Annotated in this window: 20 protein-coding genes; 15 read left to right on the top strand and 5 right to left on the bottom strand. The window is 69.5% G+C overall.

The genetic code is table 11. The features are described from left to right. Window positions 1-189: 189 nt before the first annotated feature. On the top strand, window positions 190-510 hold the full coding sequence (locus tag HD596_RS43765) for a PadR family transcriptional regulator (protein WP_185075273.1): 321 nt from the start codon (window positions 190-192) through the stop codon (window positions 508-510). Then, on the top strand, window positions 507-1,403 hold the full coding sequence (locus tag HD596_RS43760) for a hypothetical protein (protein ID WP_185075272.1): 897 nt from the start codon (window positions 507-509) through the stop codon (window positions 1,401-1,403). Before HD596_RS43765 ends, HD596_RS43760 begins: the two co-directional genes overlap by 4 nt. A 363-nt stretch (window positions 1,404-1,766) precedes the next feature. On the opposite strand, the gene HD596_RS43755 is transcribed toward HD596_RS43760, so the two are convergent. Then, complete coding sequence (locus HD596_RS43755; RefSeq protein WP_185075271.1) at window positions 1,767-2,063, bottom strand: hypothetical protein; 297 nt, start codon at window positions 2,061-2,063, stop codon at window positions 1,767-1,769. A gap of 15 nt (window positions 2,064-2,078) precedes the next feature. Further along, window positions 2,079-2,957 (bottom strand): AAA family ATPase, encoded by an 879-nt coding sequence (locus HD596_RS43750; protein ID WP_221519830.1) that lies wholly within the window; start codon window positions 2,955-2,957, stop codon window positions 2,079-2,081. Window positions 2,958-3,472: 515 nt separating this feature from the next. Between HD596_RS43750 and HD596_RS62765 the strand changes: the two genes are divergently transcribed. The 4 genes from HD596_RS62765 (at window position 3,473) to HD596_RS43730 (ending at window position 9,916) form a co-directional block, all read left to right on the top strand. After that, window positions 3,473-3,931 (top strand): nuclear transport factor 2 family protein, encoded by a 459-nt coding sequence (locus HD596_RS62765; protein WP_185075270.1) that lies wholly within the window; start codon window positions 3,473-3,475, stop codon window positions 3,929-3,931. A 79-nt stretch (window positions 3,932-4,010) separates the two neighbouring features. After that, window positions 4,011-5,246: an epoxide hydrolase family protein gene (locus HD596_RS43740; protein WP_313046327.1), complete on the top strand. Its 1,236-nt coding sequence runs from the start codon at window positions 4,011-4,013 to the stop codon at window positions 5,244-5,246. Between the two features lie 236 nt (window positions 5,247-5,482). Next, window positions 5,483-8,257: an ATP-binding protein gene (locus tag HD596_RS43735; RefSeq protein WP_185075269.1), complete on the top strand. Its 2,775-nt coding sequence runs from the start codon at window positions 5,483-5,485 to the stop codon at window positions 8,255-8,257. 996 nt (window positions 8,258-9,253) lie between these two features. Continuing rightward, window positions 9,254-9,916 carry a reverse transcriptase domain-containing protein gene (locus HD596_RS43730; RefSeq protein ID WP_185079474.1) on the top strand — a complete coding sequence of 221 codons (663 nt, stop codon included), beginning with the start codon at window positions 9,254-9,256 and terminating at the stop codon, window positions 9,914-9,916. A 285-nt stretch (window positions 9,917-10,201) separates the two neighbouring features. Here HD596_RS43730 and HD596_RS43725 read toward each other — a convergent pair whose 3' ends face one another. Beyond that, window positions 10,202-10,849: a response regulator transcription factor gene (locus tag HD596_RS43725; RefSeq protein WP_185075268.1), complete on the bottom strand. Its 648-nt coding sequence runs from the start codon at window positions 10,847-10,849 to the stop codon at window positions 10,202-10,204. Continuing rightward, window positions 10,837-12,834: a sensor histidine kinase gene (locus tag HD596_RS65245; protein WP_185075267.1), complete on the bottom strand. Its 1,998-nt coding sequence runs from the start codon at window positions 12,832-12,834 to the stop codon at window positions 10,837-10,839. Before HD596_RS65245 ends, HD596_RS43725 begins: the two co-directional genes overlap by 13 nt. Before the next feature lie 133 nt (window positions 12,835-12,967). On the opposite strand from HD596_RS65245, the gene HD596_RS43715 reads away from it, so the two are divergent. From HD596_RS43715 to HD596_RS43675, 9 genes are all read left to right on the top strand, one after another. Then, the gene (locus tag HD596_RS43715) at window positions 12,968-13,612 is read left to right on the top strand and encodes a hypothetical protein (protein WP_185075266.1); all 645 of its coding nucleotides are present in this window, start codon (window positions 12,968-12,970) and stop codon (window positions 13,610-13,612) included. A gap of 115 nt (window positions 13,613-13,727) precedes the next feature. Beyond that, window positions 13,728-13,949: a hypothetical protein gene (locus HD596_RS43710; protein WP_185075265.1), complete on the top strand. Its 222-nt coding sequence runs from the start codon at window positions 13,728-13,730 to the stop codon at window positions 13,947-13,949. Window positions 13,950-14,016: 67 nt separating this feature from the next. After that, window positions 14,017-14,550, top strand: coding sequence for an RICIN domain-containing protein (locus HD596_RS43705; RefSeq protein WP_185075264.1), 534 nt, complete (start codon window positions 14,017-14,019; stop codon window positions 14,548-14,550). A 196-nt stretch (window positions 14,551-14,746) separates the two neighbouring features. After that, on the top strand, window positions 14,747-15,526 hold the full coding sequence (locus tag HD596_RS43700) for a hypothetical protein (RefSeq protein WP_185075263.1): 780 nt from the start codon (window positions 14,747-14,749) through the stop codon (window positions 15,524-15,526). 255 nt (window positions 15,527-15,781) lie between these two features. Then, on the top strand, window positions 15,782-18,505 hold the full coding sequence (locus tag HD596_RS43695; protein ID WP_185075262.1) for a type 1 glutamine amidotransferase family protein: 2,724 nt from the start codon (window positions 15,782-15,784) through the stop codon (window positions 18,503-18,505). 72 nt (window positions 18,506-18,577) lie between these two features. After that, complete coding sequence (locus HD596_RS43690; RefSeq protein WP_185075261.1) at window positions 18,578-18,889, top strand: hypothetical protein; 312 nt, start codon at window positions 18,578-18,580, stop codon at window positions 18,887-18,889. Window positions 18,890-19,349: 460 nt separating this feature from the next. Next, window positions 19,350-20,237 carry a DUF8189 domain-containing protein gene (locus tag HD596_RS43685; protein WP_185075260.1) on the top strand — a complete coding sequence of 296 codons (888 nt, stop codon included), beginning with the start codon at window positions 19,350-19,352 and terminating at the stop codon, window positions 20,235-20,237. A 103-nt stretch (window positions 20,238-20,340) separates the two neighbouring features. After that, on the top strand, window positions 20,341-20,445 hold the full coding sequence (locus tag HD596_RS43680) for a type II toxin-antitoxin system prevent-host-death family antitoxin (RefSeq protein WP_185075259.1): 105 nt from the start codon (window positions 20,341-20,343) through the stop codon (window positions 20,443-20,445). Between the two features lie 35 nt (window positions 20,446-20,480). After that, entirely contained in the window at window positions 20,481-21,056 is a 576-nt protein-coding gene (locus HD596_RS43675; RefSeq protein ID WP_185075258.1) for a hypothetical protein, read from the top strand. Here the strand turns inward: HD596_RS43675 and HD596_RS65915 are convergent. Next, window positions 21,029-21,652: an STAS domain-containing protein gene (locus tag HD596_RS65915; protein ID WP_185075257.1), complete on the bottom strand. Its 624-nt coding sequence runs from the start codon at window positions 21,650-21,652 to the stop codon at window positions 21,029-21,031. The genes HD596_RS43675 and HD596_RS65915 overlap by 28 nt on opposite strands. Between the last annotated feature and the right edge of the window lie 60 nt (window positions 21,653-21,712).

The raw sequence follows: 21,712 nt of genomic DNA, 5'->3' as shown, positions 1-21,712 counted from the left end.
GCCCGAACCGGAACGTACGCTAGCAACCCCACGTCGGCCCGTCCGGCGCCCCGTTCCCACCTGCGGGAAAGCCCTTACCGTACGAAACGGTTCCACTGCAGGTCCGCCCCGACACTCGCCACGGCAGGTTGTCCGGTAGGGCGTCCGCGCTCCTACCCGATACTTCGACGGTCGATATATATTCGGATCATGATCGGAATGACGGAGGCGACGTACTTCATCCTCGTCGCTTTAATGGAAGAGCCGCTCCACGGATACGGGATCATCAAACGTGCCCGGACCAAGTCGCTCGGCGAGGTCGACCTCGCCGTCGGCACTCTGTACAGCGCGCTCGACCGGCTCTCCGAGACCGGCTGGGTGCTGCTGGACCGCGAGGAGACCGTGAACGGGCGTCCGCGACGCTACTACCGGATCACCGACGACGGCATGCACGCCATCCGTGCTCAGGCGGCCCGCTTGCAGCGCGCCGCCACACTCGTCCTGCGACCGAGCGGGGTGACGAGCGTATGACCCACGTTCTCGAACGGCGGTACCGCCGCCTCCTGCGCGCCTACCCCAAGGACTACCGCGCCGCGCACGGTGAGGAGTTGATTGGCACGCTGATGGAGGCGGCCCGGCCCGAGGACCGTCGGCCGTCGCCGCGCGAGACGCTGCATCTCCTCGCCGGCGCGTTCACCGTCCGCGTCCGGGCCACCCGCGCGGCCGGCGTGCCGCCGTGGACCGACGGCCTGCATCTCGGCGCGCTGATCGTGGCGATGCTCACCTTCGCGCAGCTTCCTGTCCTGCCGTACTTCAACTACAAGGTGTGGACGGCGCTCGGGATCGTCCTGATGGTGGCGCTCATGCGGGGATGGATGCGGGTCGCGGCTCCCCTTGCGGCGTTCGCCGCGGTGTGGACGAGCTGGCCCATCGTCTGGGGCGGGTTCTACGTCCCGGCGCTCGACCTCGGCCCGCTGTACGGTGACCTCGCGCCGGTTGCGCCTTACTGGGTGGTCGCGGCCGCGTCGGCGGTGCTCGCCATTCGGCGGGCGGGGGCCGGCCGCGCGTCCGGGAAGGCCCGAGGGTGGGGCGCGACGATCCCCGCCCGGTCGCCATGGTGGCTGCTCGTCCCGCTGGCCGGCTGGGCGCTGCAGCTCACGCAGGTGCCGGTGTTCGAACCCGTCTGGGTCGTCTCGCGGGCCGGCGTCGAGGTGGTGGCTCTGCTGCTGGTGCTGGCCGCAACGCTGGCTGCCAGGGATGGCCGCTGGGCGTTGGCGGCCGCCGTCTATCTGCTTCCCGGCCTGGTCTACCTGGCCGAGAACCTGCTTGTGACCGGCGTCCGCGGCTTCCTGTACTGGAGCGTGCTCGCCGCTCTCGTTGTGGCCTCCTTGGTCGCCGCCCGTCGGGTGCGCGCCAGAGCGTGAGCGCCGCCTTGTACACCACACAGGTTGTTACCTGTTCGATCCATCCCTGAACACCCTGCTCAGGGAGGTCAACCCACATCAGCCCAAACCCGCATTGGGATGATCTTGAAGGGTTGAGTGGCGGGGATTCGTGCTGGTGAAGGTGGAGTGCTGCCACAGATAACGCTCTATTATCTGTGGCATCGCTGATCACGACCTGCGGCGACCTGTCGCCGGGCGTACGCGAAGCGGCCCTGTTATCTGTGGCAAGGAGGACGCCGTGCCCGCCGTGGTGACGCCGCTGCCGACAGGGCAGGGGCTGACGGTCCGCGCCGCGGCCGACGCCTTCCTCGACACCGTGGCCAACCCCAACACCGTGCGCGCCTACGCCATCGGCGTCGGCAAGACCGCGCCGCGACTCGGCGAGCAGCGCCCGCTCGCGGCGGTGGCCGACGACGAGATCGGCGAGGCCCTGGAGACGCTGTGGGGCGGCGCGGCGGTCAACACCTGGAACGCCCGCCGCGCCTCCGTGGCCTCGTGGCTGGCCTGGTGCCGCGAGCACGGCCACGACGCCCCCGCCGTGCCCGCCTGGGCCAGGCGGCTGGCCGCCCCCGACAGCCAGACCCCCGCCCGCTCCAGGACCGCGATCGACCGGCTGATCGCCCGCCGCGACGTCGGCATCCGCGAGAAAACCCTCTACAGGCTCCTGTACGAGACCGCCGCCCGGGCCGAGGAAATACTCACCCTCAACATCGAAAGCTCCGCGCGGACGGTGTCGCTGAGGGCGGCGATGCGGGTCCCGTACAGAAGCTGGAGCCGCCTGGGCAGCGGCGCCTCGGGCCGGCCGGAGGCATCCGTCGCCGGCTCGTCACCGGGGCGGCCGGCAACGTGGGCGGGCAGCTCCAGCAGCGTCAGCGGATTACCCCGAGCCTGGTCCAGCACCACCTGCCGGGCGTGCTTGCCCAGCGCCGGATGGTGCTGATCCAGCAGGCGCGCCGCGTCGTCGTCCGAGAGCGCGCCGACCGCCACCTCCGGCAGCGCCCCCATGTCGAAGCGGGAGGCGACGTCGGCGCGGACGGCCACGAGTAGCTTCACCGGGCTGCCGGCGATCCGGCGGCTCACGAACCCGCAGACGTCGGCGCTCGGGTCGTCCAGCCACTGGCCGTCGTCGAGGACCAGCAACAGCGGCTGCTCTGCCGCCGCTCGGGACACCAGGCCGAGCATGGCGACGCCGAGCGCCATGACCGACGGCGGCCGACCTTCATGCTGGGCGAAAGCCGCGTCGAAGACCGCCCGGCAGCCGTCGCCCGGACGCCCGGCGCCGGAGAGCAGCGGATGGAGAAGCTGATGCAGTCCGGCGTAGGGCAGCTCGGATTCCGCCTCCACCCCGGTGGCCCGGATGACGAGAGGGCCACTCTGGCGTGCGAGATCCGCCGCGTGGTCGAGGAGAGCGCTCTTGCCGATCCCGGCCTCGCCGCGCACGACGAGCGCCTGCCCCATGGCGGCCTCCATGAAGGCGGACAGCCGCGCTTGACCATCCTCCCGGCCGATCAACGTCGTCGTGGCTGAATCCACGCCAGCGGTCCTTTCACGCCATGGTTCCGCAGCTGATGCCGGTCAGCTTCGCCGTGTGAGGCACCTGGCAGGACCCGGGTGCGTCACTGGTTGACTCACTGGCGGTGAGCTCGTCCCTGGCTGGGCTGGGACGGGTGAGGTCCATTCCTGGCAGGGCAGGAACTGCGGTTCGCGAGGTGGATGGCGATGCTGGGCGAGTCCGCCCACACGCACGGCGGCGCTTCCCGCAGTGGTGGGCATGGCGTTTCTGTCACCGGGGGCCGCACCAGGGACCAGGCCAGTGACGCACCCTGGTCTTTCCCGCGCCGGTTGCAGCGAGGGTGGTCGATGTCGGTCCAAGCGATCGGCGTCGACGTTTTTGGACTTTCGGGTCCATTTCTGGAGTCACAAGATGAGTGGACCGTAGAGTCCAGAACTTGAAACGCGGAGTATCCGCGGGGCGGGCCCGGCCGGGCTGTAGCACAGCAGCACCGGCAGGATGTCCGTCCACCTCATTCGCAAAGGAATGATCGATCATGGATGCTCTCGAGCGTCTGAGCACTGTTGAAGAGCTTCGCCGTCTGATGGGTCGCTACGTTCGGTACGCGGACCATCAACGCTGGCAGGACCTGGCGAACCTGTTCACACCGGACGGCACGTTCACTCCGCACAAGCCCGACGGATCGGCCTGGTTGCACATGGAAGGCCGGGAGGAGATCGCGGCCACGGTAGGCGCCAGCGGAGGCCCCGGCGTCACCCTGATCCACCACCTGTTCTCCGACGAGATCGACGTCGACTCGGCGACCGACGCTCATGGCGTCTGGGCGATGGAGGACATCGTCACCAGGCCCGAGGACGCCCCTGTATCCGAGGCCATCCCCTTCAGAGGCATGCACGGCTTCGGCCATTACCACGCACGCTTCGTCAAGACGGACGGCACCTGGCACATCGCCGAGCTCAAGCAGACCCGGCTGCGCCTGGACTTCACCACCTGACGCCACCTGCGGCCAACTCGTGCCTCCGCCGGCGGCGGCACCCCATCAGAGAACCTCACTACCTGAAAGAAGACTTGCCGTGAACAGCGTGAACAAGCCCGGTGCGGCGGAACCGTACAAGATCGACGTCCCTCAGGAGGCCCTGGACGACCTCAAGGACCGGCTGAAGAGGACCCGCTTCTTCGACGACCTGGACAACGAGGAGGAGTACTACGGGATCAGCACCGCCTACCTCAAGCCGCTCGTGGAGTACTGGGCGGACGGCTTCGACTGGCGGGCGCAGGAGCAGCGGCTGAACACTCACGACCAGTACAAGGTCGAGATCGACGGCACGCCCGTGCACTTCTATTACGTGCGTGGCAAGGGCCCGAACCCGGTCCCGCTGGCGGTGCACTCCGGCTGGCCGTGGTCCAGCGGGTTCAGCCTCCCGCTCATCGGCCCGCTGACGGATCCCGCCGCCCACGGCGGCGACCCGGCGGACTCGTTCGACGTCATCATCCCCGACCTGCCGGGCTTCGGCTGGTCCACCCCGGTCGGCAGGGGCGATCTGAACTACTGGAAGATCGCCGACATCATGCACAAGCTCATGACCGAGGTGCTCGGCTACGACAAGTACGCCGCGGCGGGCACCGACTACGGCGCGCTCGTCACCAGCGCGCTCGGCCACAAGTACGCCGACAGCATCATCGGCCTGCACTACGGCCAGGACCTGCCGCCCGGCATGTTCGCCAACGAGCGCTTCTGGGACCTGACCGACGGCGCCAAGATCCCCGAGGACGCCACACCGGAGCTGCGCGCGGGCCTGGAGAACTTCGTCAACACCTACGCCTCCCACGTCGCGGTGCACATGCTCGACGCCTCGACCCTCACCCACGGCCTGAACGACTCGCCCATCGGCATGCTCGCCTGGCTCCTGCGGCGATGGAAGAAGTGGAGCGACAAGCGGGGCGACTTCGAGACGAACTTCCCCCGCGACTTCATCCTCACCGAGGCCACCACCTTCTGGGTGAACCAGGCCATCGGCTCCTCCATCCGCATGTACCGCAACGCGGTGCGCTACCCGTGGGTGCCCTCCCACGACCGCCGACCTGTCGTCGAGGCACCGGCCGGCTTCACCTTCCTCCTCGGCGACGCCTACCCACCCGGCGTCAACACCGTCGAAGAGCGTATCGCCGCCTTCGAGAACGGCCCCACCCGCGATGCCTTCAACGTGATCAACGTCAACGCCCACATGAAGGGCGGCCACTTCGTCCACTACGAGAACCCCGAAGCCTTCACCAGCGACCTCCGGGAGACCTTCCGAAAGCTGCGCTGACCAGGAGGCCGGTGGGCCTCCAGTCCTGTGCGGAGTGCCGATCTCGGGAGTCGGTCTCAAGGCGTCGGTCCCGGGATGCGGGTCTCGGGACGTGCATCGCAGGGCCTCGCTCTCATGGCGCGTCGCAAGGCGTCGATCTCGGGACGCCGCCCCGGGGACACCGACCCCCGGGGCGGCGCTTCCGGACCAGGGGCCAGCCGGTAAGCCGGGAAAAAGGCACCCGATACCCTGACCGGGTGCGTGAAGACTCCCTGCCTCACCTGCGCGGCAGGCAACGCGAATGGGAAACCCTGGACCGGCTGCTGCAGAGCGTACGCACCGGCCAGAGCCAGGTCCTGGTGCTCCGGGGGGAAGCCGGAATCGGCAAGACCGCGTTGCTGGACCAGCTGTGCGACCGCGCGTCCGGATGCCAGGTGGCGAGGGCGGCGGGGGTCGAGTCGGAGATGGAGCTGGCGTTCGCGGGCCTGCACCTTCTCTGCGCGCCGTTCCTGGACCGCCTGCCCACGCTGCCGGACCCGCAGGCGGACGCGCTGCGGACCGTCTTCGGGCTGCGGGACGGGGTTGCTCCGGATCGCTTCCTGATCGGCCTGGCGGTGCTGACGCTGCTGGCCAAGGTGGCGGAGGAGCGTCCGCTCATCTGCGTGATCGACGACGCGCAGTGGCTGGATCGCGCCTCGGCGCAGGCGCTGGCCTTCGTGGCGCGGCGGTTGGTCGCCGAGTCGGTCGCGATGGTCTTCGCCGTGCGGGAGCCGGCCGATGACAAGATTCTCGCCTCGTTGCCGGAGCTGACGGTCCACGGTCTGGCACCTGACGACGCGCGGGCGTTGCTGGAGCAGGCCCGGCCTGGCCCGCTGGACGAGCAGGTACGCGACCGGCTCGTGGCCGAAACGCGCGGAAACCCGCTCGCCCTGCTGGAAATGCCCCGCGGCCTGCCGGTCGAGGAGCTGGCAGGAGGCTTCGGACCGTCCAGGTGGCCGGAGGTCTCGGCCGGGATCTCACCCGGCATCGAGGAGAGCTTCCGCCGCCGGATAGGGGCGCTGCCCGCGCAGACCCGGGCACTCCTGCTGGTGGCGGCGGCGGAGCCGCTCGGTGATCCGCTGATGCTGTGGCGCGCCGCGGACCGGATGGGCATCGGGCCCGCGGCAGCGGATCCGGCGAACGCCGACGGGCTGATGACGATCCGCGAGCGCGTCGTCTTCCGTCATCCTCTCGTTCGTACGGTGGTATACCGGTCAGCTCAGGCGGCGGACCGGCGGGCGGCGCACCTGGCGCTGGCGGAGGCGACGGGCCGCGACAACGATCCCGCGCGCCGTGCGTGGCATCTCGCCGCCGCCGCGGAGGGCCCGGACGAGGAGGTCGCGGCCGAGCTGGAACGCTCCGCCGGTCAGGCGCAAGCCCGTGGCGGCCTGGCGGCGGCGGCTTCGTTCCTGCAGCGCGCGGTGGCGCTGACGCCCGATCCGGTACGGCGAGCGGAGCGCGCGCTCACCGCCGCGGGCGCGAGCGTTCAGGCGGGTGTCTTCAATGCCGCTCTGGGACTGCTGGCCACGGCGGAGGCCGGCCCGCTGGAGGACCTGCAGCGCGCCCGCGCGAACCTGCTGCGCGCCCAGGCCAGGTATTGGCAGACCCGCGGCAGCGAAGGCCCCCTCCTGCTGCTCGGCGCGGCGCAGGCCCTCGAGCCGCTCGACCCGGGGCTGGCGCGCAAGACCTACCTCGACGCCTGGAGCGCGGCGTTGTTCGCGGGTGCCATGACGCGCGGCACCAGCATGGCGGAGATCTCGAGCAAGGCTTTGGCCTGCCCGCGTCCCGAAGGTCCTCCGGAGGCGGCCGACGTCCTCCTGGACGGCCTCGCACTCGCCGTGACCGGCGGGCGGGACGCGGCGGCACCCCTCCTCCGTCAGGCGGCGGACCGCTTCAGCGGCGACGGGGCGGCCACGATCCAGGAGGTCGTCCGCTCCACCGCGGCGGCCGTGATGGTGTGGGACTACGAGGCCTGGGCCACCCCTCTGGCCCGTCAGATCCGGATCGCTCGCGAATCGGGCGCGCTCAGCGTGCTGCCGGTCGCCCTCGACGTCCTGGCCCAGGCCCTGTGCGTAGCCGGGGACCTCAGGGGCGCGGCCCTGCTGATCGCCGAAGCCGGGGCGGTCACCCAGGCGACGGGGTCACGGATCGCCTCGTACGCCAGGCTCATGCTCGCTGGCGCGCGCGGACGCGAGGCCGAGGCCCGCACGCTGATCAACGTGACGATCGCGGAGGCCACGGCCGCCGGGCAGGGCTGCGCGGTGCAGTACGCCCGCTCGGCCACCGCGATGCTCTGCAACGGCCTCGGCCGGTACGACGAGGCGCTGGCAGCCGCCCAGCGGGCCGCCGCCGACACCCCCGAACTGTTCGTCGCCGACTGGGCCAGGATCGAGCTGGTCGAGGCGGCCGCCAGAGCCGGACGCCCGGAGACGGCACGGGCCGCTCTCGACCGGCTTCGCCAGGGCGCCGCGGCCGCCGGCACCGACTGGGGGCTCGGCGTCGCAACGCGCCTGCGCGCGCTGCTCAGCGACGGCTCGGACGCCGACCGCCTGTACCGCGAGGCGATAGAAAGGCTGGCGCCGACGCCGGTGCGTCCGGAACTGGCCCGCGCGCACCTGCTCTACGGCGAGTGGCTGCGGCGCGCCGGCCACCGCGTGGCCGCCCGTGATCACCTGCGGCAGGCGCTCGAGCTGTTCGGCGAGATGCGCATGGACGCGTTCGCCGAGCGGGCCCGCCGAGAGCTGGCCACCGCGGGGGAACGGGTGCGGCGGCGCAGGGTCGACGCCTTCGACGAGCTGACCGCCCAGGAGGCGGAGATCGCGCAGCTCGCCGTTGCCGGGCGGAGCAACCCCGAGATCGGCGCCCAGCTGTTCCTCAGCCCGCGAACCGTCGAATGGCATCTGCGCAAGGTGTTCATGAAGCTCGGCGTGAGCTCACGCCGCGAGCTGGCCGGCGCGCTGAACGCGACCGGCCGCACAGCCGAGTCGGCCTGAACGACGATGAAGCCGCCGAACGCCACCAGGCGCAAAGCCACGAGTGTGTCGTCCACGTCGATGCCGGACCGTTCAACACGATCATCCGTGATGGCCCGGAACTCCTATAGCTCCGGCGAGCCGCCACTCCGTTGATCAGTGGGTACGGCGGGGTGCCAGGACCTCGGTGACCTTGGCGATGGCCTCGGCGCCGGGTTTGACGTAACGCGTGGGGTGTTCACGAATAGGGCTTTGCGCCATGAGGCGCTGTTGGTTCGAGTGGAGGTGAGAGACCTTCGCCTCCAGCCTGTCGCAGCAGGTTGGTGAAGCTGAGGGCAGCCGTGCGACGTGATGTCGCACGTTGTGAGTGATCACGCCAGTTTGGAGGTCATGTTGATGAGGGTGTGATCCGGTCCAGTGTCCGTGGGGCCGTCCCCGCCCTGGAGTGCGTCGCGGGTAACCGTGGGGTGCGGAGCCTGGGGTGAGAGCCGAAGCTGTTCCCGTTCCATCCGGGGATGGCGGGCCTGGGGAAGGCCGGACGGGTGAACGTGAGTGAATCTTCGCGTGCTCCGTTATCAGCAGCTCCGCCGATGGGATGTTCCAGCGGGGTATAGGGCTGGCCGCTGGGAAGCGGCAGGCGCTGGTCAGAGAGGCTGCGCTGGCCGGGAGGACACCGCTGCTTCGGAGTAAAGAAGGCACCCACCCCGGCCGTATCTCACGCGTGTGGAACACGGGAACCCCGACAGAGTCCGGCCCGCCCAGGCGGGATCGGTAGGCCGACCGTAAGGAGAGCGGAATCCTCTGGCGGGAACAGGATGCTCAAGAAGCGAATGCCGGTGGACGAAAGTCGACAGGAAACCGGGATGGCAGGGCGGCTCCTCCAGGCCGCTGTCTCGGATAACTGGCCGGATACCGGGCCGAGTGCCTGGGCTCCGAAAAGGGCGCTGACGTGAGCAGGTGAGCCTTTGAAGTGATGCAGTTCGAGCCGCCGGAGCCGAAGGGCAAGTTGGACACCGCATGGTGAACGGACCGGAGGACGTGCACCTCGATTGGGAGGCCGTCGATTGGCGGCTGCACGAGGAGAACGTACGGCGGCTGAGGCAGCGGATCTTCAAGGCGGCGCAGGAGCAGGACTGGCCCAAGGTAGTGCATCGTGATGCTTCGTCTTGGAGACCTCGGCCGGTCAAGCGCGTGTATAGACCCAAGGCGGGTAACCGTGCGAAGCTCCGGCCGCTCGGGATTCCGGTGATCATGGACCGATGCCACCAGGGCAGGGTCCGTAACGCGTTGGAGCCCGAGTGGGAGTCCCGGTTTGAGCCCAAGTCTTACGGGTTCCGGCCTGGGCGGAGCTGCCAGGACGCCATCAGTGCGATCTTCAACATCTGCCGAGGCTCTCGGGCCAAGCGGGTGTGGGCGCTGGACGCGGATCTGGCTGCGGCGTTCGACCGGATCGACCATTCCCGGCTTCTGGAAGCTCTCGGTTCGTTCCCCGCCAGGGACCTGATCTGGGAGTGGTTGAAGGCGGGGGTGTTCGAGAAGGGCAAGGGATTCGCGCCGACCGAGGAGGGCACTCCACAGGGCGGCGTGATCAGTCCGTTGCTCTTGAACATCGCGTTGCACGGGGCTGGAGAAGGCCGCAGGAGTCCGTTATCGCCAGGCTGCCGGTGTTCACGGCGGTGAGGCGATGCCGGGCTCGCCGCTGGTGATCCGCTACGCGGATGATCTCATCGCGTTCTGCCACAGCCAGCGGCAGGCGCAGCAGGTCCAGGCAGCGTTGGCGGAGTGGCTGGCACCCCGAGGTCTGGCCTTCAACGCGGACAAGCATTATCACGTACATGAGGAAGCAGTCGGCTGGGCTTCGCCGTCAACAGTGAGGTGGGTGTTCGGCGGTGGCCGACCCTGTGGTGGTCGTGGCGGGGCGGCCTGTAGGAGATCGCGCGCGGCCAGTTCTCCATCCGGTGGGTGCTATCGGTTTTGGAGCCAGGTCAGTACGGCGCGCACGCGCCGGTTGTCGTCGGCGGTGGGTTCCAGGCCGAGCTTGGTGAAGATGGCGTTCACGTGCGTCTCGACGGTCTTGCGGCCGAGGTAGAGGCGTTCGGCGATGGCGGCGTTGCTGCGGCCCTCCGCCATCATCGCCAAGACCTGCCGTTCCCTGTCGGTCAGCTGGTGCAGGGGATCCCTGTCCTGCGCGGCGGGGAGCAGGGCGGCGATGACGTCGGGGTCGAGGACGCAGCCGCCGCGGGCGATGCGGCGGATCGCATCCAGGAAGTCGTCGATGTCGGTGACGCGGTCCTTGAGCAGGTATCCGAGCGCGGTGCCGCCGGTGCGGAACAGGTCGAGCGCGCGTCCGGCGTGCACCCACTGCGACAGCAGCAGGATGCCCAGCCGCGGGTACCGTTCGCGGAGCGTGGCGGCCGCGCGCAGGCCCTCGTCGGTGTGGGTGGGCGGCATCCGGATGTCGACCACGGCGACGTCGGGCTGGTGCTCGGCGACCCGCGCCAGGAGTTCGTCCGCCGTGCTCGCGGTGGCGGCGACGGTATGGCCTGCGCTGGTCAGCAGGTGGGCGATGCCCTCCCTGAGCAGAGCGCTGTCGTCGGCGATCACGATGCGCATGGCAGCTCCGCGTGCAGGGTGGTGCCGTGACCTGGCCGGCTGTCGAGGCGCATGCTGCCGTTGATGGCGGCCACGCGATCGGCCAGGCCCTGCAGCCCGCCGCCGGGCGCGAGCACGGCGCCGCCGTTCCCATTGTCGCGGACCTCGACAGCTACATGGTCGTCTTGGCGGGCGATGGTGACCGACAGTCGGGTGGCGGCAGCGTGCTTGACCGCGTTGGCCAAGGCCTCGCAGGTGAAGAACCAGGCGGTGGCCTCGACGACGTCCGGCAGCCGCTGTTCGGTGACGTCGAGCGTGACCGGGATCGGCAGGCGGGCGGTCACCGTACGCAGCGCGACGGCCAGTCCCTCGTCAGCCAGGACCGGTGGCAGGATGCTCCGGGTCAGCTCGCGCAGCTCGTCGACGGCGGCGCGCAGCTCGGCCACCGCCTCGCCGAGGACGGCCGCGGCCCGGCGGTTGTCCGGCGCGAGGTCGCGTTCGGCGATGCGCAGCCGCAGTGCCAGGGCGACCAGTCGTTGCTGGGCGCCGTCGTGCAGGTCGCGTTCGATGCGGCGCCTGTTGCTGTCGTCGGCCTGCACGATGCGGTTGCGCGAGGCGGTCACCTCGGCCAGCTGTACGGCGGCGCGAGCGTGCAGCGCCGCGTTCTCCAGGGGCAGCGCGGCCGCGGTGAGGGCGGCGTCGACCAGCCGGGGTTCGTCGGCGAGGCGCTGGTCCAGGTCGACGAGCGCGACGGGCGCGCCGCCCGCGGACACCTCGCGTCGCAGCCGTGGCGGTCCTGGCCGCGCCGCCGTACCGTCCAGCTCGATGGCGCCGTCACCGTCGAGGTAGGCGATTGTGGCGGTCGGGTCGTCCACGGCGCGGCGCAGCGCCGCCAGCAGGTCGGCGGGTGAGGCGGTTCCTGCGCGCAGGTCGTGGGTGAACTGGTCGATGGTGCGTACGGCCAGCCAGGTCCGCCGGTCGAAGTGGCGGTCGACCAGGGCACGTACGGCTCGCAGCAGGGGCCGGAACGCGGTCGCCACGGCCAGCGTGGCGGCGGCCACCGGCCAGCTCGAGCCGATGCCGAGGAGCGCGGCGAGTGCTCCGGCGCCTATCGCGACGGCCGCGTACACACCCACGAGCAGGGCCGTGATGACGGCGTAGGTGATGGTCTGGCCGACCAGCCGGTCGACGTCGAAGAGCCGGTGCCGGCGCATCGCCACGGTGACCGCGATCAGGAACGGGATGGGCGCGACCAGTGAGGTGACGCTCTCGGCGCCGTCCAGGCCCGCCTGCGCGAGCGCTGCGGTGGCCGCGATGAGCGAGGCGGTCAGCGCCAGTCCCCACAGCGACAGCCGCAGTTGGGCACGCTCGTTGCCGCGGGAGCCGCGCAGCCGTACCGCCAGCGCCACCACGCCGGCCAGCATCGCGAGAGCGGCGAACGCCTCGCTCGCCGCGATCACCTGCAGTGGCCCTTCCAGCTCGGCCGGGATGGCTATGTCGACGGGACCGTTGTCGGCGACGATCCCCGCCACTCGGTGCGGCCACAGCGCCACCGCGACCGCCACCGCGCCGCCCAGCCACCCGGCCAGATACAGCACGAACACCGGTCGCCAGCGGCGCGAGGGCAGCCGCCCGTCCGGGAACAGGAACTGAAACAACGGCAGCGACGCGCCGGCCAGCGCCCCGACGATCTCCGCGATCGCCGCGACGGTCCCGACCTGCGAGCCGACGTTCCCGGCGCGGACCTGGCCGGCCGCCCAGCTGTAGCACAGGCTGAAGGCCACCAGCAGGACCCCGCCCGCCAGGAACCCCCAGGCGGCGCGGTTGGCGGGCCTGCGGTCCACGATGACCGCGCCGAGCACGCACGCCCCAGATCCGCTCACGATCCCCACGAACGAGGTCGGATCCCACGCCCGCGCCAGCACCGGGCCAAGCAGCCCCGACAACCCCGCCGACACGCCGACGATCCAGCCGACCGCCCGCAGGGCCTCGCCGCGAGTTTCCACGTAGGCGATCGTCGCCTCCCGCCGCCACCTGCCACAAGGGGGCAACCCGCCGATCTTCTCCGGGAAAACCCGGAGCGAACCGCAGGGCCGCCACCCAGGACCGCGGCCCTGCACCGGGGCCATCGTCTACTCCATGGATGCACTCACCACCACGACCCGCCGCCCGATGGGCACGCTGCTCGCGACGGCCAGCCTGATCACCGGCCCGGCCCTGATCGGGCTGGCATTGGCGACCCTACCGGCCATCTGGAACGGTGACCGCCCCGACTACCAGGTCATCGACGCCGACCACGGCCTGGCGATGCTGTCGTTCAACTTGGCCGCACTCGCCTTCCCGTTCCTGTTCGGCTCGGCCGTGGTGCTGGCGTGGGCCGCCCGCCGCGCACCCCGGCTCGCCGCCACCGGGCTGGCCTGTAGTTTCCTGGGCCTGACGGCGATGTACGGCAACGCCATGCTCAGCGTCCCCCTGATGCTGATGAACGGCCTGCCCGACCACGGCGGCCTGGACCAGCTGGCGGGTCGGCTGGACAGCCCACCACTGTTCCCGCTGCTGCTGTTCCCGCTCTTCATCGTCGGCTCCCTGCTGCAGTCTCTGTCCCTGTGGCGCTCCCGCGCGATCCCCGGCTGGGCGGCGGCGGCCATCGGGCTGGGCGGGCTCTTCCCCGCCGCGATGCTCCTGGACGTCCCGGTCCTGGCCGTGCCGATCGCCGCCCTGCGCATCGCCGGCTCCATCCCCGTGCTCACAACCCTCCTCACAACTCGGAAGGAATCGCTGTGAACGTCATGAGCCGCGGCCTGCGCCTTCCTCGCCGCAAATGCGTGGGCCATGTCGACCGTGGGCGCGGACCTCGCGGTTTCGGTCACCGACGCCCAGTGGGAGGGCCCCGGCCTGTTTGGGCTTCCTCGCCCTGGTCCCCAAGAAGCTGCTGTGCGCTATCGGCTTCGCCGCGATGGCCATCGTCGGCCGGCGCCGCCGCGGCATCTCCCTCGGCCCGTGCGTCCTGCTCCTCCTCGCCGCCCTGGTCGCGGTGCTGCTCACCCCGCACCAGACCACCGCCCTCCTCGGCGGCATAGCCCTGGCCTGGGCCGACAAGAGCTCGGGATCCCGGAAATGAGTGGGTCCCACTCATGAGAAGCCCACTCGTCACATCTGCTCTGGATCGCAGGAAAGGATGAGTCCCCATGTCTTCTGCCATTGCCTTCGCGGCCGTCCGTCGCGTCCTCGCCCTCGCCGTCGCCGCGACCGCCGGCCTCGTCATCGCCGGGACCGGCGTCGCGCACGCCGATCCCGTCTACTACAAGTTCACCGCTAAGCACAGCGGCAAGTGCCTGGACGTGCTGCACGGCAGCACCCTCAACGTCACCCCGACGCATCAGTGGACATGCCTGGACCGGGTACTCAGCCAGCAGTGGGAGGCCCGCCAGTTCGACGACAAGTCCTACGTGTTCGTCGCCCGGCACAGCGGCAAGTGCCTGGACGTGGCCTTCGCCAGCGATATCCAGGGAGCGGCCGTCATCCAGCAGAGGTGCACCTTCAAGCCCAACCAGCGGTGGTGGGTCAAGAAGAACAACGACGGCACCTACCGGGTGTTCGCCAAGCACAGCCGCCTGTGCCTGGACGTGGCCAACGTCGACACCGCCAACGGCGCCCGGGTGGTACAGGCCCGCTGCTGGGGCGGGGCGAACCAGAGCTGGTACATCACCAAGATCGCCTAGACGTCTTCGAAGTCGGTGTCTGCGCGTCGCCTTCGGCGCGGGGCCGTCCGCCTGCCTCGCCGCAGGCAAAGCTCACGGACAACGGCGCGCACGAACACTGGTGGCGGACCCATCCGGCTGGCACCAGGACGCGATTCTGAAGCAGCTGATGGCGAGGCTAAGCCCGCCGCTGACGACCCTGTGAAAGGAACATGCCATGAAGACCCCCATCTCCTTCATCCCCGGCGTGACCATGTCGCGGCTGTCCGGAAAGACACTTGCCCGGACCTGCGTCGTGACGGTCGCCGTATGCGTGGCGGCCGCTTTGGGTGGCACGCCAGCGGCCTCCGCCCAGACTGGCTCCGCCGGCCTGCAGGTGTCGGGCGCCGGTTCCGTGCCCGACACCTGCCGCAGCGGCTACGTCTGGCGGGGCGCCCGCGCCATCGACCACGTGTGCGTCAGCCCCGCCGACCGTGACCGCACGGCCAGGGAGAACGCCACCGGCGTCTGGCACGACTGCAGCCAGGGGTTCGTCTGGCGGGAGGCCTACCCCGGCGACTACCGGTGCGTGGTGCCCGGCTCCCGCAGCGCCAACTGGGCCGACAACGCCAGCGCCCCCTACCGGCTCGCCTGGGTGATCATGACCAGGTGGCACCACGACGCCCCAAAGTCCAACTGCCCAGACGGTGTCGGCTGCTCCACCAACGAGAGCGACTACGCCACCGTCGGCGTGCGCGGCTACTACCTGACCCCGGGCGCCCAGGTCGCCATCCAGATCATCGAAAAGAAGACCGGCGCGCGGCTGTGGTCCGGCCGCGCCATCGCGCGGACCGGCGGCAAGGGACCGGAGGGTAGCTACGACCTCGACACCGGCAACCTCCTGTGCCAGGGCGGCACCTTCGCCAAGCCGTACAACGCCGACGTCCAGGCACGCCAGAACAACGGCCCCTGGTCACCGAAGGTCCCCATCTCCTTCCACAACTGCAGCCACCTCTGACATTTCGGTACGTATCCCGGAAGGCCCTGGCAGCGACAGGCCATCCTCGCAGCGCTACCACTCCAGGCCTGTGCGGCCTTAGGAAGAGGGGAGGGGACCGCTGTTGCAGCAGCGGCCCCTTAGCCTGTGACATCCCCTGCCTGCTCAAGACAACAGCGACATCAAAGGACTCGTGACGAGGTTAGACAACTACCAACAAGACCCTTTCGGCCCCCGGTACGTTCGTTGCTCTAGGTAGGCAACTCTGTCCTCAGCGTGACCTATAACGGTCCAGATCTCCGTGCTTGGCTATGCGTGCACTTTCTGTCGCAAACGTCACCTCTTGTCATGGGAGGGCGCACGCCCCAGAAGGACGACGATCCCGCCGTCGTGCTCAGCCACGAAGTATCCGAGCCCACCAGCTACCAGGGCACCCAGATCATCGAACTCGACTTCCCCGCCGACTACTTCCAGCCGCCGCCCGAGCTGCCCGCTCCCGCCTCACCCGCATCGCCCGAGCTGCCCGCGGCGACAACCGAACCGCCACTGATCGAGCAGATCACCCAGGCCGTACGAGATCTGGCTGAGCGCCAAAGCGCGGTCGTGGCCGATCTGGACGCACGGGTGGGGAGCGCACCCGAGGCGGCTCGCCAGTGGCTGTCGGACACGGCCAACTTCCACCGCGCCCACGTCCAGGACATCACGGCCGTCGCCGACCACCTGACGCGAAACCCTGAGTCCGCGCTGGCCGAGGCGGACGGGCTGGTGGTCGGCGGCGGTAACACAGTGCGGGATGTCAGCGCGAAGTTGGGCGAATACGGGCTCGGCCAGTACGAGGCCATCACCGCGATGGGCGTCCAGGTGCAGCTGCTGCAGTCGCTGCTGTTCCGCTATCGGCAGTTGGCGGCCGGGGCTGGCCCGGCGGGAACTGGCTCGGCCCCGGCCATCACCTACCGCGACGAGGTGCCGCTGCTCGGCGAGGGGGACCCGGGCCGGGCCGCGCTGCACGTGATGTCGGATGCTGACATCCTGAACGCCTACAAGATGGCTACCGACCACGGCTACTTCAGCCGGCAGGTCTTCCCCGGCATCCAGGCCGGCCAGGACGGGTTCGGGCTGGCCGCAGTCCAGGAAGCGCTCAAGAAGCTGGACTCGAGTGCCTTCCTGGCCTACCGGCGGGCCGGCTACCGGCTGGCCCTCTACAAAGACACGGGTGGTCAGGTCGCCTACCGGTTCATCCCCGAGCCGGTGGCCCGCTCGGCGTCGCTGCTGCTGGTGGAGTACTACCGGCTGACCTCGTTCCCGACCCGCTACGGCGTCGGCCGCACGATCAAGACATTCTCGTTGCTTCCCGGCGAGGAGACCACCATCAAGATCAGCTCCTACAAGCGCAGGAGCACCACCCGCAACGAGACCGCCTCCATCCTGGACTCCACCAATCAGGTCACCGAAAGCGAGTTCGAGCGCAGCCTGCTGGCTGAGCAGTCCACCCAGGACGCCAGCAGCCGCGGGCTGGAATACCACGCCGAGGCCTCGGCCCAGGGCAAGGCGTCGTGGGGATGGGGAAGCGCCAGCGTGTCGGTCTCCGGCGGCGTGCGCGGCAGCTCCAACAGCTCGCGCGAGGAGTTCGCCAAGAACGTCAGCAACGCCGTCGGCAAGAACGCCGCCCGCGCCTCCTCCCGCCGCGACATGCAGATCAACACCGAGACGCAGTCCACCGAGGAAAGCGGCGAGGAGCAGGCCACCGAGCGGCAACTGCGCAACATCAACGTCTCACGCACGCTCAACTTCGTCTTCCGGCAGATGAACCAGGAGTACATCACCCTGCTGCACCTGGTGGACGTGCGGGTGGCGTTCTTCAACGGCTACGCCGAACCCGCCACGAGGTGCCCCTGCCAGAGCTCGACTGGCTGCTGCACACGTACCTCGTGGCCGAACACCGGGACACCGTCCGCACCGCCATCACCGAGGAACTGGCCAAACTGGCCGACCACGAGGGCACCCCCCGACCCGACTTCGTGCAGACCCTCACCGACGACGACCGCAGCCACCTGCGGGTCAACCCGCACGCCACCTCCACCTACCAGCGCCCCGACGACCCCGCCCCGATGCAGGTGCCCGGCGTCATCATCAACGCCGACGTACACGTGCTGCGCACCGACGGCGTCGTCGTCGACACCTTCCTCGGCCGCGGCACCGGCCTGGACGACTACTCCGCCGGACTGCAGAAGGAAGCGATTCGCGCCAAACAACTGGAAAACGACCTCGAAGAAGTGGAGATCGAGCGGCAGCGGCTGGCCCTCGAACTGCTACGCAAGGGCGACTCCGAGGGCGTCGCCCAGTTCAGTGCGCTCTTCCCGCTGCCACAGATCGTCAACCAGATCGACAAGGCCGCGATCAACTCCAACGGCCCCACACCGGTCCAGCCATGACCGAGCCGACGAACCTCCCGAAAGCGCCCCTCGATCACACCGGGCAGGTCACCCCGTCCACGCCCACCGCGAACAGCGCGATGGTCACCGCGAACGCCTCCGTCGCGGAGGATCCGGCCCCCTCTCCCTACGCGATGATCAAGGTCGGCGACGCCTACCTCCAACTGCAGACGATCAACGCCGAGATCAGTCCAGGACTGTGCCGCACCGTGATGCAGCCCGACGACCCAAGAAGGCCATCAGAACGGGTGGCCTGCCAAACCGTCACGTTCATCGCCACCGTCCGGCGGTGGGCAGGCCCGAGCCGTGGACGCTCGGCTGGATCCAGACGGTCGAATCCTGCGCCACCCGGATGACCTATCGGGACGACATGTGGGACAACCAGGCCACGCTCACCACCACGATGCCCCGTATGCGGGACGGCGATGAGGCCTACCCCTGGTACGACACGCATCCGACCGGTTCTCTGATTCCCGGGACCGTGACCAGGGTCGCGATGGACGACCAGCCGAACATCTCCTATTGGTCGGTCCACAGCGGTGAACCGGAAGCCCAAAGCGGACTGTAAGGCTGGACCGCCTATGCCAGCGGCGGAACCAAGGTGTTCCGGGCCTGCCTGATCGCCGTCAGGAACGCCACCTTGAAGGTCCTCGGGAACGATGACGTCCTCCCGGATGAAACCGCAGAGATCGTCTACCTGTACCACATCCGGTGGAAAGTCAATTTCGCGGCGACGATCTCCGACCTCAAGGACACCTTCCCGCAGCCCGCCAGGAACGGCGCCGCCGTCATCTCCGAAGGCGTAGGAAAGGGCGAGGGGTACCCCTGTCTCAGCCTTGCCACGCCCGAGGAGAAGGACGAGGTGGAGGAACTGGGCGCATTCGAGCCCGTGCCGGACACCCAGCCTGCCATGACGTGGCGGCGGGCACGGCCGGGCAACCTCCCCACATGATCGGCGGCGTGCTGCGCCTCCTCCGCCCGCGTCTCCCGGCACCCGCGGCAGGCGCAGCTCGTAACGGTCGAGATCGTACGGCGCGAGGAGCTTGCCGGTGTCGGCGCGTGGGGCGGCGGCGGCCCGGACGCGGGACGCCTTTTGGAGCGCCGGGCAGGGTGATCGGTCCCGTGTGGTCGAGCGCACAAGCGCAGAGAGGCCCGCCACGAGGGAGCCGTCCCGCAAGAGTTCGGCGAGAAGGCGGTTGTGTGCCTGGGGTGATTCAAGGCGTGCGATCGAGGGTGTATGCAGCGGCCTGGGAGTTTGAGGAGTTGGCATGGAGACATGCCAGGTTCGGGATGAAGTGTCCTGCTTGTGCGAGGTTGCTCGTCGACCGGGAAGAGGAGGCCAGGACGATACAACCGCAGCCCCCACACCTACTGCCCGCGACGACATCGCGCACGAAACCGGGGAGGAACACATGGGGGACAACAGCATCTACGTCAACTCCGCCGCCAACAACCGGCCGTTCGAGGGTTGGACGGAAGTTCAAGGCGGCGGTACGACGAATGCCGCACTGGCCGCCGCGTCGCTGGGTAATCGGCTCTACGTCTTCGCCAAAGGCATCGCCGACAACAAGATCTACGTCAACTCCGCGGCCGACGGTCAGCCGTTCGGCAGGTGGGCAGAGGTTCAGGGAGGCGGCACAACGAACGCCGCACTCGCCGCCGCGTCGCTGGGTAATCGGCTCTACGTCTTCGCCAAAGGCATCGCCGACAACAAGATCTACGTCAACTCCGCGGCCGACGGTCAGCCGTTCGGCAGGTGGGCAGAGGTTCAGGGAGGCGGTACGACGAATGCCGCACTGGCCGCCGCGTCGCTGGGTAATCGGCTCTACGTCTTCGCCAAAGGCATCGCCGACAACAAGATCTACGTCAACTCCGCGGCCGACGGTCAGCCGTTCGGCAGGTGGGCAGAGGTTCAGGGAGGCGGTACGACGAATGCCGCACTGGCCGCCGCGTCGCTGGGTAATCGGCTCTACGTCTTCGCCAAAGGCATCGCCGACAACAAGATCTACGTCAACTCCGCGGCCGACGGTCAGCCGTTCGGCAGGTGGGCAGAGGTTCAGGGAGGCGGCACAACGAACGCCGCACTCGCCGCCGCGTCGCTGGGTAATCGGCTCTACGTCTTCGCCAAAGGCATCGCCGACAACAAGATCTACGTCAACTCCGCGGCCGACGGTCAGCCGTTCGGTGGGTGGACGCAGGTTCAAGGGGGCGGCATCACGAACACCTCCCTCGCCGGCGCCTCGCTGGGCAACCGGCTCTACGTCTTCGGCAAGGGCGTGAAGGTACCAGCTCGCGTTTAGCACAATGAACTTCCCTGGGCTGCGCCGGGGCAGTCCAGCGGGAGTCCCAGGCGGTGCGGGGTTCCCGTCCGGCCCATGCCGGGTTGTGTACACGATGCGGATCATGAAGATCGGGATCCGGGATGCCCGCGCCCGCCTGGCCGAACTCATCGAAGCGGCCGGCGGCGGCGACCCGGTCGTGTTGACCCGGCGTCGGCCCGGGCCGTAACGAGGCCGTGCTGCTGCCCGGTCGAGGCGGCCGCGGTGTGGCAGCGCCACCTCGCCGAGCAGGAAGCCGAACGTGAACGGCGCGCGCAGGAGAAGGTCCTGGGCGAGCGGTTGCCGGCGACCAAGCGGGTGCCGGTCTGCCCGCACTGCAGGTCCTCCTTCCTGCAGGTCACCTACACCGGGCCGGTGGTCAACGCCCTGGTCAACACCGCCGACCCCGGCAGCGGCGTGCAGGACGTCGTCGTCGACACCGACGTCGGCCAGCTTGACAAGGTCGCGTGGGTGCGGTGCGCCTCTTGCTGGGAACCCCTGGCCGACGGACCTCGCCAGCACGGCTCCCCCGCGCACCGTGCGGCCGTCGACATCGCCGACAACGCCTCCTGGGCTGGCGTGCCGTGGGAGGCGACAGACCCCTTGGTGGTCAAAGAGCAGGAGATGGGCCGCTCCTCCCGGATCGTGCTGCAGCACGACCTGGCCCGCGGCAAGGTCCAGCGGGTCAGCCGGTGGGAGTACATCACCTGCATCACCGATGCCGAACGCCAGCAGTTGCGCGAGCAGCGGCTGGCCCGCGGCGAGCCCTACGACTACGACCTGTGGGACGACGACGCCTGACCCCCGTTTCGCGCCGGGGGCGCGAAGATCCGGTATTCACTGATCGCGACTGGTTTAGCTACTGATATGCATGATCGGTGCGATGCCGCCGCCGGGGAAGGGGCACGCTCGCACGCGAGGCGACCCCGGTCGGCGCCATGCTGCGGTACGCCGGCCGGGTCGCTGTCAGCGCCGACGCTGGGACACCAAGCGCCTGGCCTGCGGCGAGCCCTACGACGACCTGGGGGACGCGACGACGCCTGACCCTGGCGGTGTGCACGTGCACCGTGCACGACTCCCGGCTGTACGTGATGCACGGTCAGGATGAGCCTGGCTCCGGTGTCGTTCAGCAGCCGGGCAGGTGCCTGCTGGAGGGAGGCCAGGTGGTCGCCTCCGTGCCGGCGCAGCAGGGCCCGGACATTGAGCAGCACGCGCAGGCCGGACCGGCCCACATGCGGCACCTCGCTGAGATCGAGCACCACGTGATCGCCCGGCTGCCGACGCGCCCGGCTGACGAAGGCGTCCAGCTGGTCGACGTTGGCGGCGTCCAGGTCTCCGGCCATCGAGATCACGGTGACACCGGGCACGTGCTGGCAGGCGAACGTCAGCGGCGTCATCGCGGCTCCCCGGCAGCGGGTGGACCTTCTGGCGGGACGGGAACAGCGGCTGGGCCGCGA

Source organism: Nonomuraea jabiensis (genome assembly GCF_014204795.1).
Classification (GTDB): domain Bacteria; phylum Actinomycetota; class Actinomycetes; order Streptosporangiales; family Streptosporangiaceae; genus Nonomuraea; species Nonomuraea jabiensis.
This window is presented reverse-complemented; position numbering and strand designations above follow the sequence as displayed.

What these genes read in the sequence shown, in the direction of transcription:
- HD596_RS43700 (WP_185075263.1), top strand. Translation starts at nt 14,747, where the DNA reads ATGAAGACCCCCATCTCCTTCATCCCCGGCGTGACCATGTCGCGGCTG.
- HD596_RS65915 (WP_185075257.1), bottom strand. Translation starts at nt 21,652, where the DNA reads ATGACGCCGCTGACGTTCGCCTGCCAGCACGTGCCCGGTGTCACCGTG.
- HD596_RS43755 (WP_185075271.1), bottom strand. Translation starts at nt 2,063, where the DNA reads ATGCCGACGTCGCGGCGGGCGATCAGCCGGTCGATCGCGGTCCTGGAG.
- HD596_RS43685 (WP_185075260.1), top strand. Translation starts at nt 19,350, where the DNA reads ATGGGGGACAACAGCATCTACGTCAACTCCGCCGCCAACAACCGGCCG.
- HD596_RS43705 (WP_185075264.1), top strand. Translation starts at nt 14,017, where the DNA reads ATGTCTTCTGCCATTGCCTTCGCGGCCGTCCGTCGCGTCCTCGCCCTC.
- HD596_RS43765 (WP_185075273.1), top strand. Translation starts at nt 190, where the DNA reads ATGATCGGAATGACGGAGGCGACGTACTTCATCCTCGTCGCTTTAATG.
- HD596_RS43725 (WP_185075268.1), bottom strand. Translation starts at nt 10,849, where the DNA reads ATGCGCATCGTGATCGCCGACGACAGCGCTCTGCTCAGGGAGGGCATC.
- HD596_RS43760 (WP_185075272.1), top strand. Translation starts at nt 507, where the DNA reads ATGACCCACGTTCTCGAACGGCGGTACCGCCGCCTCCTGCGCGCCTAC.
- HD596_RS43730 (WP_185079474.1), top strand. Translation starts at nt 9,254, where the DNA reads ATGGTGAACGGACCGGAGGACGTGCACCTCGATTGGGAGGCCGTCGAT.
- HD596_RS43680 (WP_185075259.1), top strand. Translation starts at nt 20,341, where the DNA reads ATGAAGATCGGGATCCGGGATGCCCGCGCCCGCCTGGCCGAACTCATC.
- HD596_RS62765 (WP_185075270.1), top strand. Translation starts at nt 3,473, where the DNA reads ATGGATGCTCTCGAGCGTCTGAGCACTGTTGAAGAGCTTCGCCGTCTG.
- HD596_RS43715 (WP_185075266.1), top strand. Translation starts at nt 12,968, where the DNA reads ATGGATGCACTCACCACCACGACCCGCCGCCCGATGGGCACGCTGCTC.